We start from the raw sequence: 13,641 nt of genomic DNA on the forward strand, positions 1-13,641 counted from the left end.
GGTGGATGCTCGACTACAACGAGCAACGCCCCCACGAATCGCTCGGTGATCTGACACCCGCCGAGTACCGCCAACAAGCCGCCAGTCGTTCTACTTTTGAAGTGTCTGCTTGACGGGGGAGCTTACGCAATGATTAGGGGCAGACGTCAAGGTCGTTGTGCAACACCGGAGAGTTAATGAAGTGCGCCCGGTAAAGGTTGCGTGCCGAAAGCCTGGCTTTATCCGCCTGGGCCTTTGATAGGAATCGGGAAGGAAATTCGGTACGCGCGGCCAGTTCCTTTCGATATTTGTCGTCTGCCCCCAGCATAAGCAGCTGGGTCGCTCTATAAACCGTAAAAGGCCTGCCAATGAAATCGAGGCTGGACATGGCTCCAAGCCCGTGAGCAGCTGAGTCCATGGGCGTCGCAAGTAGGTATACAACCCGCCAGTCGCCGCGCTGAAGACCCTCTTCGATATACTTTTTGGAGGTGCGCCGGTACTTATCGATCTCGGCTGGTGAAGTAAGCCGAAATTCGCCCTGGATGTAACATATCTGTGCGTCCGCGAACCCTCTGGAGGCCGCATCCTCCACGGCTGCATGGTACTGCTTCTCCAGTACATCGGGATCGCTGCTGGGACAGATGGCTTGCTGCTCGCTTGTCTTGCCTTCGCCGGTAGCATTTTTTCCATCAGCAAGGTCTACGCAGTCACGCATGTGGGCTGCATCGCAAATCTCGCGGGCCTGATACTCCCTAATGGATGTAGCAGTCTTGCCGAGACATGCACGAGCATTGACAAACTGCTCGTGTTTAATTTGGCTTTCAAGGGCCGTCGGACCGGGCGGTGCGGCGCCTGTGGTCTGAGCCCAAGTCAAAACCGGCACACAAAGTAGGTGCGCAACCAGGGCCCGCGCTAAAGTCATTCGGTCACAATCGAGCATTACGCTTCCTCCGCAACTTGCCTTCTCATTTGCAACAAAGGTGCCAGGACAATTGATTTGGTCCCGCGACACACGGATCACCATTTCGACGCCGGGGTGAAGAAAGGGAAACAAAGGCGCAGGGATAATTGACCCCGCGAAATACGGGTCGTCATTTTGCCGCCGGGGTCGTTAGGCACATAGCTTTCCTGCCCGCGCGCGCGGGCTAGTTATCCCGGTCGCTCGATGGACGCAAGAACGGGGTCGAAGAAGACGGGGTCAGGTTCACTTTCTAGGCCTCGAAAATGAACCCGACCCTCTTTCTTGCTCCAGGCCACGCAGGTCCGCACGCTCACTGGGTGCGCGATAGCCGAACTTCTCGACGATCAGTCTTTCGCGGTCGCCCACCAGTTTTTCGGTGGTGGCGTCGTAGTAGTACGCCGGATCTCGCCTGCGCGACGAGGTGTTCGTCCTCGGCCGCGCGGCCATGCTGGCCGCGGCGGCCGGAGGCACCTCGATGCCGGTCTGTCGCAAGGCCTCGAGCAGGTCCGGCTCGAGGTTCTCGGTCCGGATGAAATGATCGATGAAGCACTGCTGCCGCTCGACCGCGGCCAGCTGTTCGGGCGTCGACACGGTCCGCAGGGCGCCGAGTTCGCCCTTCTTGCAGGCATACAGCTTCATGTAGCGAAAGGTCATCAATCGGCGAATCGACTGAAGCCGCAGCGCCAGTACCCTTCGCCCAGTTCGGTGCGATGGGACTCGTCGTGCATCATGTGCAGCCATTCGCGGAACGCGCCGGCATCGTTGACGTCGCGAAACGTGCGCTTCCACTGCTCGGCATGCCGGTTGGGTCGGCTTTCCAGCAGGCGCACCAGCGCCGCTAGCGGGTGCTTGCGCCACCCGAGGCTGCGGATCTTGAAACCTTCCTGAGCCACGTAGGTGAAATGCTCGCCCTGGCCGCCGCAGGAAAACGCCCAGTTGGAAATGTACCAGTCCCACGGGTCGCGCACCGATCCCAGGAAGCATCGGCCGTCGCGAAACATGCGTGGATCGACCTGGTTGTGTTTCTCGACGAGTTGGCCCCCAACCAGTTCCATGAGCAGGTTGCGGATGTGCGTGCACCCGGTCTTCTGCAGCTCGACGAACACGATGCGGTCTGAGACGAACATGCAGACCCTCCTTGCTCCGTGTGGAGGCCGCGGTCAGGCCTGTCCCGGTATGCCGTCCGGGGCTTGCCAGGAACCCGCACCAAGCGGGCATTTTCAGGCGCGGGAGTTGGCCTGACGTGATCGTCGCGTGATGGCAGCCAAGGGTGTCAGGAACATTTACCCGGGAAGAGAACAGCGCGGAAATGGAAGCGCCGCTAGCCAATGGCTACGTGAACATCGCAGTCCCGGATCGGGCTGAGGACGAAGCGCTTAGGGACAAGATCGCCCCCGCTTGAAAGTACGGCAAGGAAAATCCGGCCGGAGGGCAAACGTTGATCCGGCACTGTTCCTTTTCGGTCATCCAGCCCGCCTTTTTTATCCAGCCGCCGGCACGGCCTCAGGCCATTGCACCTCTGGCAGGCACTCGAATCCGGGGCGTGCGAACAGGTAGCCCTGGAACAGCTCGACCCCCATGGCCTGCAGGGTCTGCCATTCGCCCACCGTTTCGATGCCCTCGGCGATTACCGCGACCCCCAGTTGCGCGCACATGGCAAGGGTGTGGCTCACGATGCACCGACGCACGGGGTCGTGGTCGATGCCGCGGATCAACGCCATGTCCAGTTTGATTCGGTCCGGCTGGATGTCGGCAAGCAGGGCCAGGCCGGAGTAGCCGGCGCCGAAGTCGTCCAGTGCGGTGACGAACCCGTGCCGGCGGTATTCGGCAATGATGCTGGCCAGGTGCGTAATGTCGTGCGCCTGTTCGTGCTCGACGAACTCGAACATCAATTGCTCGGTGGGAAAGCCCTGCCGCCTGGCGGTTGCCAATGTGGCACGTAGACAGGTGGCCGCCTGATACACCGCGTTTGGCATGAAGTTGATGCTCAGCCGAGTCTGCATGCCCAGGCGCGCGGCGAGGCTGACGGCCTTGAGTCGACAGGCCTGGTCGAAGCGGTAGAGGTTGGACGGGGTGACATTGGCCAGAACGCCTGCGGCGCCGCTGCCATCGAGCCCGCGAACGAGTGCTTCGTAAGCGAAGACACGGCGTGCGCCTGGTTCCACGATGGGCTGGAACGCCATGCTGAAATCGAAGCCCAGCGCATCGCCATCGCGGCACGCGCTGCAATCTGGAGCAGGTTCCACCGATGTTGTTCCTCTTTCATGCGGGCGGTCATGGTGCCTCAAGGAGGCGTTCGACCGCATGAAGGCCTCGCGTCGGATGCGGTCTGGCCAGTCACGCGGCAAGCGATGTTTTCGCCAATACTGCCTGTCCACTTGCACTTCAGACCCGCCCATGGCCGCCGACCTCGATGAGCGTATCGAAGCCACCCTGATCGCACTGCTGGCGGCGCGTTCGCCCGCATCTTCGATCTGTCCCTCGGAGGTCGCCCGCGCACTTGCCCCGCACGACGAGGCGGCCTGGCGCGCGCTCATGCCGCGCGTGCGTACGGTGGCGGCCAGGCTGGCCGCTCGCGGACAGTTGCGCATCACCCGTCGCGGCGCGACGTTGGCCCCGGAACGGCTGGGGTGTGGACCGATCAGGCTGCATGCGCCGGACAGCGGCCCGATAAAGGGCTGAGCGCGGTCGAGGCATCGTCGTTTCGCCTATGGTCGTCGCCTTTGGGATGGCGGGATGGTCCTGCGGGCAAGAGTGACGTTGGTCCCCCTGTTGCGGGCCCGTTTGCCTTTTTCGCGGTCGTCCATGGCACTGGGTGGTAGCCATGAGGTGGTCGAGCCGCCCTTGCCAGGGCTTTCGCTGCGCGCTTGCCTGCTCAAGCTGCCGATGGAGCAGATGGGGCAAGTGCGGTGCTGCGCCCGGTTGTCGCCTCGGGCGGTATCGCTCAGCCGGCTATCGGCCGCATCGGCACCGGGCCGCGTGGTTCGCCCGGGGGCGACTGCGGATGGGTGCGACCGAGCGTGATGTTCTTGCTGGCCCGAACGTCACGGTTGGCGAAAGTCCAGATCTCGCCGGTCGCGGTGATAAACACTGTCCAGTACAGGTCCGACTCCGGACCGTAATCGATCAGGATATGGGCAAAGCCCTCGCCCTTGGGCGTAGTCAGCGGCAAGGGCGGATTGAGCTGGAGCATGGCACCTCCGCGGTTTGGTTGGGACAGGTTGGGCCTAGGCTGCTTCCCCGGGGGGTGAAGAGTGCGCAAAGGCGGTGCCCGCGATGACCGGGTGTCGGGGACTGGCGCAGGCGAGCGTTCGATGGACCGGCCGAGGGAGTTGCCCCGCCGCCGCGACCGCGACCGCGATCCGCGATATTTTTTCCGTGCCGGACGGAACCGGCGACCGCGCATCGGCGGCGGACCGGTCGTTCGTGCCCGCCTGCAGGCAATGTCGCTCTCGAAGCACACCGGATCATTGCGACGTGCGCGTCGACACGCCGACCAGCACGGGCCGTCCCGCAGGCACGTCCAAGCGCCGCATGCGCGAATGGCCGACGATCTCCCTCACGCCGGCGCGACCGCCGGCGCCACGCCGTGCTCGCAGGTACTGGCCGGCGCGCCTCAGTCCTCATCACGGAGCGCGTCAGGCCGGGGCGATAGGATGGTCCTTCGCCCGCCTTGCCGCGCATCCATGCTGACCAGCCTCCGTACTTCCACACCCCTGCTGTTGAGTACCGTGTTCCTGCTGATGGGCGTCGGGCTGCTCCATTCGCACATCGCGCTGGAGGGGCGGGCGCTCGGCTTTTCCGTGGCGATGATCGGCGTGCTGACGTCGGCCTACTACGCCGGGTTCCTGGTCGGCACCTACACCGTGCCGCGGCTCACCCACCGCATCGGCCACATCCGCACTTTCGCCTTCTGCACGGCGCTGGTGACCCTGGTGGTGCTGGTGCAGGCGCTCGATCCGGCGTACCGCGTGTGGCTGGTGCTGCGCGTGTTGCAGGGTCTGCTGCTGGTGGGCCTGTACGCGATCATCGAGAGCTGGTTGAACGTCGCGGCCGATCCGGCGCACCGCAGCTCGGTCTTCGCGATCTACATGATGGTGAACCTGGGCGCGAGCGCCGCGGCGCAACAGCTCCTGCGCATCCAGGGCGACGGCTTCGTGCTGTTCTGCGTGGTGGCGATCCTGTTCTGCGCGGCCAGTCTGCCGGTGGTGACGAGCCGCCAGCCGCAACCGCACATCCGCTCGGTGCCGCGGGTGCGCATCGGGCACCTGTTCCGGCTGGCGCCGACCGCGCTGGTCAGCGCACTGCTCTCGGGCCTGGCGCTGGGCGCGTTCTGGGGACTGTTGCCGGTGTACGCCGCGGCCCGTGGGCTGGATCCGGGTGGCATCGGCACCTACGTGAGCGTAGGCATTGCCGGTGGCGTGGTGCTGCAGTGGCCGCTGGGCCGCTTTTCCGATCGCATCGACCGGCGCCTGGCGCTGTCGCTCATCAGCGCGGTGGCCGGCCTCGCGGCGCTGACCAACCTGTTGCTGTCCAACCCCGGGGGCGCGGCGGCGATGGTGGTGATCTTCACCTTCGGCGGCATGAGCCTCACCTTGTATCCGATCGCCGTGGCGCACCTGGTCGATTACGTCCACCGGGACGAGCTGCTGACCGCATCGAGCACGGTCTTGCTGGTCAACGGGATCGGCTCGGCGCTCGGGCCGCTGCTGGCCGGCACACTCATGAGTCTGCTCGGGCCGAAGCTGCTGTTCGTCTGGTTCGCCATCCTCGACGGAACGCTCGCGACCTATGCGTTCTACCGCTTCGTCCACCGCAAGCGTGAAGTGACCCCCGACGACAACTTCGTGCCGATGGTGAACACGGGCGCCAGCTCGCTGGATCTGCATGCGGGCGACGACGATCGGGTCGAGCAGGACCGCGCGGCACGTTAGCGACAAGGCCACTGCACGGCCTCCGGAGCCAGCGGCACCGTAAAGCCCTTGGTCGCTTGGTAATCCGTGCAGTGATCCAGGGCCGGGCAGCCCATGAATTCGCCGGCTCGTCACAAAGGTAAATGGCAGTGCGTCGCGCGGGCCCCTTTTCAGTTACCGTCGCAGGCCCTGTGTTAGACGGAAAGCTTCCCGGGGCCTTACCGTCGCCTGGAGCCCATGCCTACCTCCCTCGAAAGACTCGCCGTCAGCCAGTTTCTCCGCCGGGAGCGCCAGGTCATTCTCGACGACTGGGCGAACGCGGTGCGCCCCCTGCTTTCGGACGGCACGCTCGCCGGCGCGGCGTTGCGCGACGACGTCGGCGGACTGCTCGACCAAAACATCGCGCTGACCGAGGCTGCCGCCGTGGGCGAGGAAGGCCCGCCGCCGCCTGCCGCAACAGCGCATGCGCTCCAGCGGCTGGAGCAGAGCGTGGACCTGTACGAAGTCGTCGAGGAGTACTCGCAGCTGCGCCTGTGCATCCTCGACCTGATCGACCGCCGGCGCGTGTTTATCGCGCCGGCGGAATGGCGGCAGGTCACCGGCATCATCGATCATGCGATCGCCACCGCGGTAAAGGCCTATGCTGCCGTGCAGCAGCGTACGCTGATGGGGCTGGACCGCATCTCGCGGGCGGCGCTGGAGAGTTCCGCGCTCGACGCGCTGCTCCAGCAGTTGATCGACGTCTTCCTCCAGAGCGTGGGCGCGGCCGATACGATGGTGGTGCTGCTTCGCGAGGGCGAGCGCCTGGTGACCTGGGCGTCGGCTGGGCTGGAGGGCCGATTGCCGCCGCGTTACACGCTGGACCTCGACGAGGGGTTCGCCGGCCTGATCGCGCGCACGCGCCGCCCGCAGATGCTTCGCGATGCCAGCCACAGTCCAATCATGAAAAGCCCCGTCGCCCGCGAAGTGGGGGTACGCGCCATCTACGGCGTGCCATTGCTGGCCGGGGCTGACGTGGTAGGCGTGGCCCACATGGGATCACGCACGGCCAACGACTTCTCCGAGCAGGACAAATATTTCTTCCGTGCCCTGTGCGACCGCGCGAGCACCGCCATCGCCCAGCACCTGCTGCGCGAGGAGTTGCACCAGAGCGAGCAGCGCTTTCGCGCGACCTTCGACCAGGCGGCGGTAGGCATCGCGCACGTGGCCCTGGATGGGCAATGGCTGCGGTTCAACCCGCGGTTGTGCCAGATGATGGGCTACGGCGAGGCCGAACTGCATGCAAAAACGTTTCAGGACATCACCCACCCGGACGACCTTGCCGGCGACCTGGAGCTCATGCAGCAGCTCATCGATGGAGACATCCCCACCTATTCCATCGAGAAGCGCTACATCCGTGGGGACGGCAGCCTGTTGTGGGCGAACCTGACCGCATCGCTGGTGCGCGATCTCCAGGGCCGTCCGGAATACTTCATTTCGGTGATCGAGGACATCGGCACGCGCAAGCGCGCCGAGGCCGAGCGCGAGCGCAGCTGGCTGGCCGAGCAGCGTGCACGGGCGCACCTGGATGCGATCATCGACGCCGCCCCGGTCGGCATCGGCGTGCTGGACGCCGACCTGCGCTACCTGCACGTCAACGAGGCGCTGGCCCAGCTCAACGGCAAGTCGGTCGAGGCCCACCTGGGCCGGCGCGTGCAGGAGATCATCCCGGCCCTGGGTGAGCACCTGGAGGCGCTGTTGCGCGGTGTGCTGGCACGGGACACGCCGCTGCTCGGCGAGGAAATGAGCCTGGATGACCCCGAGCATCCCGGCTGCACCCGCCATTTCCTGGCCAATTACGCGCCGGTGCGAACGGCCTCCGGCGAGCACCTCGGAGTGGCCGGCGTGGTGGTCGACGTCACCGACCTCAAACGTGCCCAGCTCGACGCCCAGGCGGCCACGCGGATGCGCGACGAACTGCTCGCCGTGGTGTCGCATGACCTGCGCTCGCCACTGGCATCGCTGCAGCTGAGCTTCGACATGCTCGGGCGGCACCTGCCCGGCGCCAAGGGTGAGGGTCAGGCCTTGCGCATGCTCGAGCTCATGCGGCGGGCGGCGGCGCGGATGGAATTCCTCATCCGTGATCTGCTGGACCTGGCGACCTTGCAGAGCGGGCGCTTCTCGTTGCAGACAGCGCCCGTCAGCGTGGCGTCGCTGCTCGAGGAGGCCTGCGCAGTGCATCAGCCGCTGGCGCTCGAGCAGGGTTTGGCCCTGCGCGTGGTGAACGCGGCGGATGGCGCCGCGGTGGCCTGCGATGCCGAGCGCATCCAGCAGGTGCTCGGCAACCTGCTCGGCAACGCGATCAAGTTCTGTCCGCCGGGAGGCAACGTGACGCTCGGCGCCGAGCTGAGCGGTGACGAGATCTGCCTGTCGGTCGCTGACAACGGCCCGGGCATCGCGCTGGAGCATCGCGGACTCGTCTTCGAGCCGTACTGGTCCGGCGGCCAGGCGAATGCCAAAGGCACCGGACTGGGACTGCACATCAGCAAGGGCATCGTGGAAGCCCACGGCGGGCGCCTCTGGCTGGACGAGGAAATCGATAAAGGGGCGCGCTTCGTGTTTTCCCTGCCGCGGGCCGAGACGCAATGATCGGGGTAGCGCCGGACCGCTGCCTGCGTTTCGCCATGGGTCGCGTGGGGCTCGGCAGAGTCCCCGTCCGATGGGTGCGGGCCGCTGGCCGGTCCGGTTGAGTTCGTCCGGCCTGCGCGGCTACCTTTGGCGAGCGGACACGGAACGGTCGACAGGGGAATTGCGATGACGATGTGGGGGACGCTCGCCCGGGCATGGCTCTGGGCGGGCTTGGGGCTGGCCGCGTGGGGAGCGTCGACGCAGGCGGTTGCTGCCGCGGCGGGCAGGGTATCGGTCAACGACCTGAGGACGGTGGCGCAGAAGCAGGCGCGGCGCGATTCGAATTTCTCGGCGCTCTATTTCCTGGCGGACAAGACTGTCAAACCGGATGCGGTCGGCCAACTGCGCGATGCGCTCGGGCGCCACCTTGCCGCGTCGGGCGATCTGGATGTCGAGCTGCGCGAGCTTGCGGTCATCGATTTCTTCCCGCATCGCCTGGGCTCCGGCCCGGCGGGCGGCATCTCCAATCTGATCACCCGGCACCTGATGGATGCCAGGACGGACTGGTCGTTCGTGCAGGACATGCATGTACCCGTCGATCAGGACTCGGTGGTCTGCGTTGCATCCGGCACGGTGAACGGTGCGCCGGCCAAGGCCGCGGCGTTCGTGCCGTATCGGTTGAAGGGTTTCGCGGTGATGGTCCACAGCAACCGGGGCTTCCGCGACGCAGTCTCCGGATGCTTCGACGATCTGGCGATCAAGCTACTGACCCCGGTCGTCCCCGCACCCGGACGCTGATGCTGGCCTCTCCCACTTTAGGATCGGGAGAGCGACGTGCGATTGATAAATCAAATGGTGTTGTCTTCGATAGTTCCTTCCCCGGCACGCGTTCATGCTTGGCACGTGTTCACGTCTGGTTTACATTTGAACTGCCGCGCGATTGCGTGAAATCTGAGGGATGCGTCATGAGGTTGGTACACAAGGTGATCGTCGTGCTGCTCGTGCTAGCCGCTGCGGGATGTGTCCAAGGCAATACAAAGCCAGTCACAACTCGAAACAGCGAGCTAACTCATGGCAATGTACAGATGAACGTCAAGGTTGGAGAAACCTCAAAAGCTGACGTGCTCGAGCATTTTGGTGCGCCCAACATCACGACAATCGACGGCGCGGGTCAGGAAGTGTGGACCTATCAGCGCCAAGCCACAGTTACGCAGTCGGCCTCAAGTCACAGTTATTGGACGGTAGTGTTTGCTGGCGGCGATAACTCGGCTGCGGGTTTTGAGCAAACACAGAGAACCATGACGCTCATTATAAAGTTTGGGAAAGACAATCTGGTTTCGGATTTCAGAAGTCGTTCGAGCGAATTCTAACAGGGGCGCTGAGATGCAGGGTAAGTATATTTTTTCCGTTTGCTTGGCTATGGGTATGCTTGTAGGTTGCGCGCCTGCGACTAAACCTGCTCCAAATGCCTTGCAGATACAGTCCTTTCAAACCAAAGAGTTTGAGGCAAGTAAGACAGTGGTTTTCGGTTCGGTCTTGAGCGTTTTCCAGGACCTGGGATATATCGTTCAAAGCGCGGACAAGGACACGGGGTTCATAACAGCCGCAAGCCCAAGCTCAAATAAGACCGGTTTCTGGCAGGCAATGGCGGGCGTTACCTCCAGTGGTCAGACAAAAGCGACTGCCTTTGTCGAGGATATCAGGCCTGGGTTTGTGCGGGTTCGGCTGAACTTTGTTAATAGTATGAACAACTCTGGGCATTACGGTCAGAACCAAAGCCTCGACACGCCAATTCTTGAGCCAAAAGCCTACCAAACCGCTTTCGAAAAGATCGACGACGCAGTTTTCGTAAGGAAAGGAACGATTTCCTCTGCGGGCAACGAATAAAATTTAGATTGGGTCGGCTGGGGCTCAAGTTTTAGGAAGGCGGCCAGTGGCCGCCTTCCTTGTCGCGGACGGTCGTCCGTCAGACGGCGACCGAGGCCATGGCCGGCGGTGCGGCACTGCCGCACACGTCGCGCCACAGGTGGTACATCACACCGAACATCACCGCGTAGATCGCGACCACCATGGCGATGTAGAGCGGTATCGCCAGCGCGAACACCAGCCACAGGCCGACGAGTTTGGCCAGCAACGTCACCACCAGCACCAGCAGCACGAGGGCGATGGAGGCGACGATCCAGACCAGCAGCATGCTCAGGGCGAACACCAGCAGCGGCAGCACGTTCTTCAGCGCACCCACCACACCATCGCCGAGCGAGCCGAACACGCTGCGCTGGCCCAGCGACACCTGGCCAAGGCTGATCGCGTAGAAGCCCATCATGAACAGGCCGAGCAACGCCAGCAGCGCGACGGTGGTCATGAAGCCCGCGGGCAGGGCGGGCGGCGGCACGTGGTTGAGCTGGGCGGTCATCGCCTGCATGTACCAGCCGGCGAGCCCGCCTCCCGCGGCCATCAGGACGAGCGCGGCCAGCGCGACGTAGACCACGATCATCAGCAGCGCGTAACCGATCAGGCGCAGCGCCTGGCCCTGCGCATACGGCTTGAAGATGTCGCGCGCGCGCGCCCGCTGCCCGCGTTCGGCCGCGTCGATCACCTGCAGGTAGCCGGCGTACAGCGGGAATACCAGCAGACCGAACAGCATCGACAACAGCATCAGGCCGCCGAGCATCGCCGGGCTCGCCTGTACGCCGGGCTGCATGGCGTGCAGCTGGTACGGCAGCGTGACCAGCGATGGCAGCAGGCATGTCACCAGCAACAGGGCGGCGCCTCCCAGCAGCGGCCCCGGGTGGCGGCGTGCCACCTCGATGCCGCGCGCCAGCCAGCCGAAGCCTGCCGCCGGCCCATTGGAACGAGTCGTCATGGTGATCCCCTTTGGATCGGCGCCCCCGCGCCGTCCGCGCGAGCATAGTGGCCGTGCGGCCAGCTAAAAAGGCCGCTCGCCGGGGACCCGGACCGGGGCGGTCAGGCCAGCGCCAGCTCCAGGTCGTGGCCGTGGCATTGCCGGTAACGCAGGCCGCTGCCGCACAGGCAGGGATCGTGTTCGCGCAGGTCCGCATCGATCGCGTAGCCGAGGAAATGCTGGGCCTGCCGCAGCGGCGCGATCTGCTCCGCCGGCACGCGCACGCGCCCCTGCCCGGCGGGCTGCCCGCTGCGCGCCATGATCTGCACGATGGCCCGGGACACGCGGATGAAGTGCTTTACCAGCTGGTCGTCGTGCAGCGCGAGGCGGACGTTGTCGACCACTTCGCCCTGGTACTCGCGCTGCTCGTCCGGCACGAACAGGATCGAGCTTTCGCCGTTGGGCTTGGGCGTGATCTCGACCATGTCCCCGCCGGGCGACAGCCAGACGGCGTGGAACTCGGCCTCTACCAGCACGCGCGGCCACTCCCACAGCTGCCAGCCGCACAGCATGCGGCCACCATCCCGCGCGACCTTGGCGCGCACGTTGGAGAAGCAGCCGTTGACCGTCGCTCCGGGTGCCGGCCGCACCTGCAGGTAGCGGGCGCGCCCGCCGGGCGTCACGGTGGCGATCAGCCGTCGCACGGACGGACCGATCCGGGCAGGTGTCGTGGTCGTGAACATCGCAACCTCCGCTCGGTGTTGCCCGGCCTTCCGGCATGCATGTCGGTGGCGCGGGCGCGGTGCGTGGAAGGCGGCACCGTGCGTCGTGCCGCCCCGGCTTCATGGCGCTGCTTCGCTCGCGTCTGCGCCATCGCGCGTGCCGCGGATGACGTGGCCGCCACGGCAACGCGGCGGTGCTGGCCGGCACATGCGAAGCGGCCCATCCCCGAGGCTGCCACGGCGACTGCGAAGGCAACATCGAAGCACGATGCCGTATGCCGAGGCGGTCACCGGGCGGGAGGCGGGGCTCTCGCGTGCCCACGGGCAGCGGCCGGAAAGGCAGCGCCCTGCGGGCGATGCGCGCAGCCTGCCGTGCCGGCGAAACGGTGGTGTCCCGAAGTCGCCCGGCTTCGGCCCCATCGGCCGGGACAGGCACGGGAAGCCGCGCCCAAGGCCTGTCCGTACGGGAGGCAGGCGGGCGTCCAGCACGATGTCCAGGTGCGTGGTCCAATGGTGCGCACCGGCGGGTGTCCAAAAAGGGGAAACTCATGGCAGCAGGCGCAAGGGATCTGGAGCCGTTCGTACGGGATGCGCTGATGCGCGGCTGCGCGCGGCAGGACATCGCCGCGGCGCTGCACGCGGCCGGCTGGGCGCCGGAGCAGGTGCAGGAGGCGCTGTCGGCGTTCTCCGAGGTGGCGTTCGCCGTGCCGGTGCCGCGGCCGCGGGCCTACCTCTCGGCGCGCGAGGCTTTCCTCTACCTGGTGCTTTTCACCACGCTCTACCTCAGTGCGTTCCATTTCGGCGCGCTGCTGTTCCAGCTGATCAACCGCGCCTTTCCCGACGCGAGCATGCCGCTGGGTTTCTTCACGCCGGCGATCCGCTCGTCGGTGGCGACCATCCTGGTCGCGTTCCCGGTGTTCCTGTGGTTGTCCTGGCGCATCGCGGGCGAGCTGAAGCGGCAACCGGTGCGGCGGCAGTCGGCGGTGCGTCGCTGGCTGACCTATCTGACCCTGTTCATCGCGGCGGTGACACTGCTGTGCGACCTGATCGCGCTGCTCGACAACCTGCTGGGCGGCGAGCTGACGATGCGCTTCGTGCTCAAGGTCGTCGTGGTGGCGGTGATCGCCGGCACGATCCTGGGCTTCTACCTGCGCGACCTGCACAAGGACGAGACCGCATGAGCGCGCGGCGACCGGGGGTGATGCTGGCCGCCGCCGCGAGCGTGGCGATGGCGGCCGCGGTAGCCGGCGGGCTGTGGATGATCGGCTCGCCGGTCCACCAGCGCGCGTTGCGGCTGGACGAGCGCAGGGTGGCCGCCCTGCAGTCGGTCGCGCTGGCGGTGCACAACCACTGGGCCGAGCACCACGCGCTGCCGTCCCGGCTCGCGGCGATGACCTGGGTGCACGGGGGCGGGGACGTTCGCGACCCGGTCTCCGGTGCGCCGTTCGAGTATGCGGTGACCGGCGAACAGGACTATCGCCTGTGCGCGACGTTCGACGCAGCCTCCGAGCCCGAACAGCCGCAGCGCGGGCGGCTCCTCTCCGCCGAGGCGATCGAATGGGCGCATCCGGCAGGCCGCTACTGCTTCGCGCTGAGGGCGAGCCGCCCCTGACCGCT

The 13,641-nt window shown here is 65.6% G+C and carries 16 protein-coding genes; 9 read left to right on the plus strand and 7 right to left on the minus strand.

Going from position 1 to position 13,641, the window contains the following annotated elements; all coding sequences use genetic code 11:
* The coding region (locus ACFWZU_RS00005; RefSeq protein ID WP_439699801.1) for an integrase core domain-containing protein at positions 1–113 on the plus strand (113 nt) is incomplete at its 5' end.
* A gap of 20 nt (positions 114–133) precedes the next feature.
* On the opposite strand, the gene ACFWZU_RS00010 is transcribed toward ACFWZU_RS00005, so the two are convergent.
* The 4 genes from ACFWZU_RS00010 to ACFWZU_RS00025 all read right to left on the minus strand — a co-directional run bounded on the left by ACFWZU_RS00010 (position 134) and on the right by ACFWZU_RS00025 (position 3,186).
* Positions 134–919: a hypothetical protein gene (locus tag ACFWZU_RS00010; RefSeq protein WP_439699360.1), complete on the minus strand. Its 786-nt coding sequence runs from the start codon at positions 917–919 to the stop codon at positions 134–136.
* A 264-nt stretch (positions 920–1,183) separates the two neighbouring features.
* The gene (locus tag ACFWZU_RS00015; protein WP_439699361.1) at positions 1,184–1,594 is read right to left on the minus strand and encodes a hypothetical protein; all 411 of its coding nucleotides are present in this window, start codon (positions 1,592–1,594) and stop codon (positions 1,184–1,186) included.
* Positions 1,594–2,067: a hypothetical protein gene (locus tag ACFWZU_RS00020; RefSeq protein WP_439699362.1), complete on the minus strand. Its 474-nt coding sequence runs from the start codon at positions 2,065–2,067 to the stop codon at positions 1,594–1,596. Before ACFWZU_RS00020 ends, ACFWZU_RS00015 begins: the two co-directional genes overlap by 1 nt.
* Positions 2,068–2,421: 354 nt before the next feature.
* A complete protein-coding gene (locus ACFWZU_RS00025; protein ID WP_439699363.1) occupies positions 2,422–3,186 on the minus strand; it encodes an EAL domain-containing protein in 765 nt (254 codons plus the stop codon).
* 151 nt (positions 3,187–3,337) lie between these two features.
* On the opposite strand from ACFWZU_RS00025, the gene ACFWZU_RS00030 reads away from it, so the two are divergent.
* Positions 3,338–3,622 carry a DUF3253 domain-containing protein gene (locus tag ACFWZU_RS00030; protein WP_439699364.1) on the plus strand — a complete coding sequence of 95 codons (285 nt, stop codon included), beginning with the start codon at positions 3,338–3,340 and terminating at the stop codon, positions 3,620–3,622.
* A 262-nt stretch (positions 3,623–3,884) separates the two neighbouring features.
* Here the strand turns inward: ACFWZU_RS00030 and ACFWZU_RS00035 are convergent, their stop codons facing one another.
* Entirely contained in the window at positions 3,885–4,133 is a 249-nt protein-coding gene (locus ACFWZU_RS00035; RefSeq protein WP_439699365.1) for a hypothetical protein, read from the minus strand.
* A 493-nt stretch (positions 4,134–4,626) separates the two neighbouring features.
* On the opposite strand from ACFWZU_RS00035, the gene ACFWZU_RS00040 reads away from it, so the two are divergent.
* From ACFWZU_RS00040 to ACFWZU_RS00060, 5 genes are all read left to right on the plus strand, one after another.
* Positions 4,627–5,874 carry an MFS transporter gene (locus ACFWZU_RS00040; protein WP_439699366.1) on the plus strand — a complete coding sequence of 416 codons (1,248 nt, stop codon included), beginning with the start codon at positions 4,627–4,629 and terminating at the stop codon, positions 5,872–5,874.
* 216 nt (positions 5,875–6,090) lie between these two features.
* Positions 6,091–8,481, plus strand: coding sequence for a PAS domain S-box protein (locus ACFWZU_RS00045; RefSeq protein WP_439699367.1), 2,391 nt, complete (start codon positions 6,091–6,093; stop codon positions 8,479–8,481).
* Positions 8,482–8,646: 165 nt separating this feature from the next.
* Positions 8,647–9,258 carry a hypothetical protein gene (locus ACFWZU_RS00050; RefSeq protein WP_439699368.1) on the plus strand — a complete coding sequence of 204 codons (612 nt, stop codon included), beginning with the start codon at positions 8,647–8,649 and terminating at the stop codon, positions 9,256–9,258.
* Between the two features lie 167 nt (positions 9,259–9,425).
* Positions 9,426–9,830 carry a hypothetical protein gene (locus tag ACFWZU_RS00055; protein WP_439699369.1) on the plus strand — a complete coding sequence of 135 codons (405 nt, stop codon included), beginning with the start codon at positions 9,426–9,428 and terminating at the stop codon, positions 9,828–9,830.
* Between the two features lie 13 nt (positions 9,831–9,843).
* The gene (locus ACFWZU_RS00060; protein ID WP_439699370.1) at positions 9,844–10,347 is read left to right on the plus strand and encodes a hypothetical protein; all 504 of its coding nucleotides are present in this window, start codon (positions 9,844–9,846) and stop codon (positions 10,345–10,347) included.
* A gap of 79 nt (positions 10,348–10,426) precedes the next feature.
* Here ACFWZU_RS00060 and ACFWZU_RS00065 read toward each other — a convergent pair whose 3' ends face one another.
* Positions 10,427–11,323, minus strand: a complete 897-nt coding sequence (locus tag ACFWZU_RS00065) for a hypothetical protein (RefSeq protein WP_439699371.1) — start codon at positions 11,321–11,323, stop codon at positions 10,427–10,429.
* A gap of 101 nt (positions 11,324–11,424) precedes the next feature.
* Positions 11,425–12,045 carry an SEC-C domain-containing protein gene (locus ACFWZU_RS00070; RefSeq protein WP_439699372.1) on the minus strand — a complete coding sequence of 207 codons (621 nt, stop codon included), beginning with the start codon at positions 12,043–12,045 and terminating at the stop codon, positions 11,425–11,427.
* Positions 12,046–12,572: 527 nt separating this feature from the next.
* Between ACFWZU_RS00070 and ACFWZU_RS00075 the strand changes: the two genes are divergently transcribed.
* Complete coding sequence (locus ACFWZU_RS00075; RefSeq protein WP_439699373.1) at positions 12,573–13,205, plus strand: DUF5671 domain-containing protein; 633 nt, start codon at positions 12,573–12,575, stop codon at positions 13,203–13,205.
* Complete coding sequence (locus ACFWZU_RS00080) at positions 13,202–13,636, plus strand: hypothetical protein (RefSeq protein WP_439699374.1); 435 nt, start codon at positions 13,202–13,204, stop codon at positions 13,634–13,636. The genes ACFWZU_RS00075 and ACFWZU_RS00080 overlap by 4 nt, the downstream gene beginning before the upstream one ends.
* The last annotated feature ends 5 nt before the right edge of the window (positions 13,637–13,641 follow it).

Source organism: Frateuria sp. GZRR33 (assembly GCF_051900425.1).
Taxonomy (GTDB): Bacteria; Pseudomonadota; Gammaproteobacteria; order Xanthomonadales; family Rhodanobacteraceae; genus Frateuria_A.

Excerpts from the sequence above, each read along its gene's own strand:
- ACFWZU_RS00075 (WP_439699373.1), top strand. The coding sequence starts at position 12,573 with ATGGCAGCAGGCGCAAGGGATCTGGAGCCGTTCGTACGGGATGCGCTG.
- ACFWZU_RS00045 (WP_439699367.1), top strand. The coding sequence starts at position 6,091 with ATGCCTACCTCCCTCGAAAGACTCGCCGTCAGCCAGTTTCTCCGCCGG.
- ACFWZU_RS00015 (WP_439699361.1), bottom strand. The coding sequence starts at position 1,594 with ATGACCTTTCGCTACATGAAGCTGTATGCCTGCAAGAAGGGCGAACTC.
- ACFWZU_RS00035 (WP_439699365.1), bottom strand. The coding sequence starts at position 4,133 with ATGCTCCAGCTCAATCCGCCCTTGCCGCTGACTACGCCCAAGGGCGAG.
- ACFWZU_RS00020 (WP_439699362.1), bottom strand. The coding sequence starts at position 2,067 with ATGTTCGTCTCAGACCGCATCGTGTTCGTCGAGCTGCAGAAGACCGGG.
- ACFWZU_RS00070 (WP_439699372.1), bottom strand. The coding sequence starts at position 12,045 with ATGTTCACGACCACGACACCTGCCCGGATCGGTCCGTCCGTGCGACGG.
- ACFWZU_RS00060 (WP_439699370.1), top strand. The coding sequence starts at position 9,844 with ATGCAGGGTAAGTATATTTTTTCCGTTTGCTTGGCTATGGGTATGCTT.
- ACFWZU_RS00010 (WP_439699360.1), bottom strand. The coding sequence starts at position 919 with ATGCTCGATTGTGACCGAATGACTTTAGCGCGGGCCCTGGTTGCGCAC.
- ACFWZU_RS00055 (WP_439699369.1), top strand. The coding sequence starts at position 9,426 with ATGAGGTTGGTACACAAGGTGATCGTCGTGCTGCTCGTGCTAGCCGCT.
- ACFWZU_RS00050 (WP_439699368.1), top strand. The coding sequence starts at position 8,647 with ATGACGATGTGGGGGACGCTCGCCCGGGCATGGCTCTGGGCGGGCTTG.
- ACFWZU_RS00065 (WP_439699371.1), bottom strand. The coding sequence starts at position 11,323 with ATGACGACTCGTTCCAATGGGCCGGCGGCAGGCTTCGGCTGGCTGGCG.
- ACFWZU_RS00030 (WP_439699364.1), top strand. The coding sequence starts at position 3,338 with ATGGCCGCCGACCTCGATGAGCGTATCGAAGCCACCCTGATCGCACTG.
- ACFWZU_RS00040 (WP_439699366.1), top strand. The coding sequence starts at position 4,627 with ATGCTGACCAGCCTCCGTACTTCCACACCCCTGCTGTTGAGTACCGTG.
- ACFWZU_RS00080 (WP_439699374.1), top strand. The coding sequence starts at position 13,202 with ATGAGCGCGCGGCGACCGGGGGTGATGCTGGCCGCCGCCGCGAGCGTG.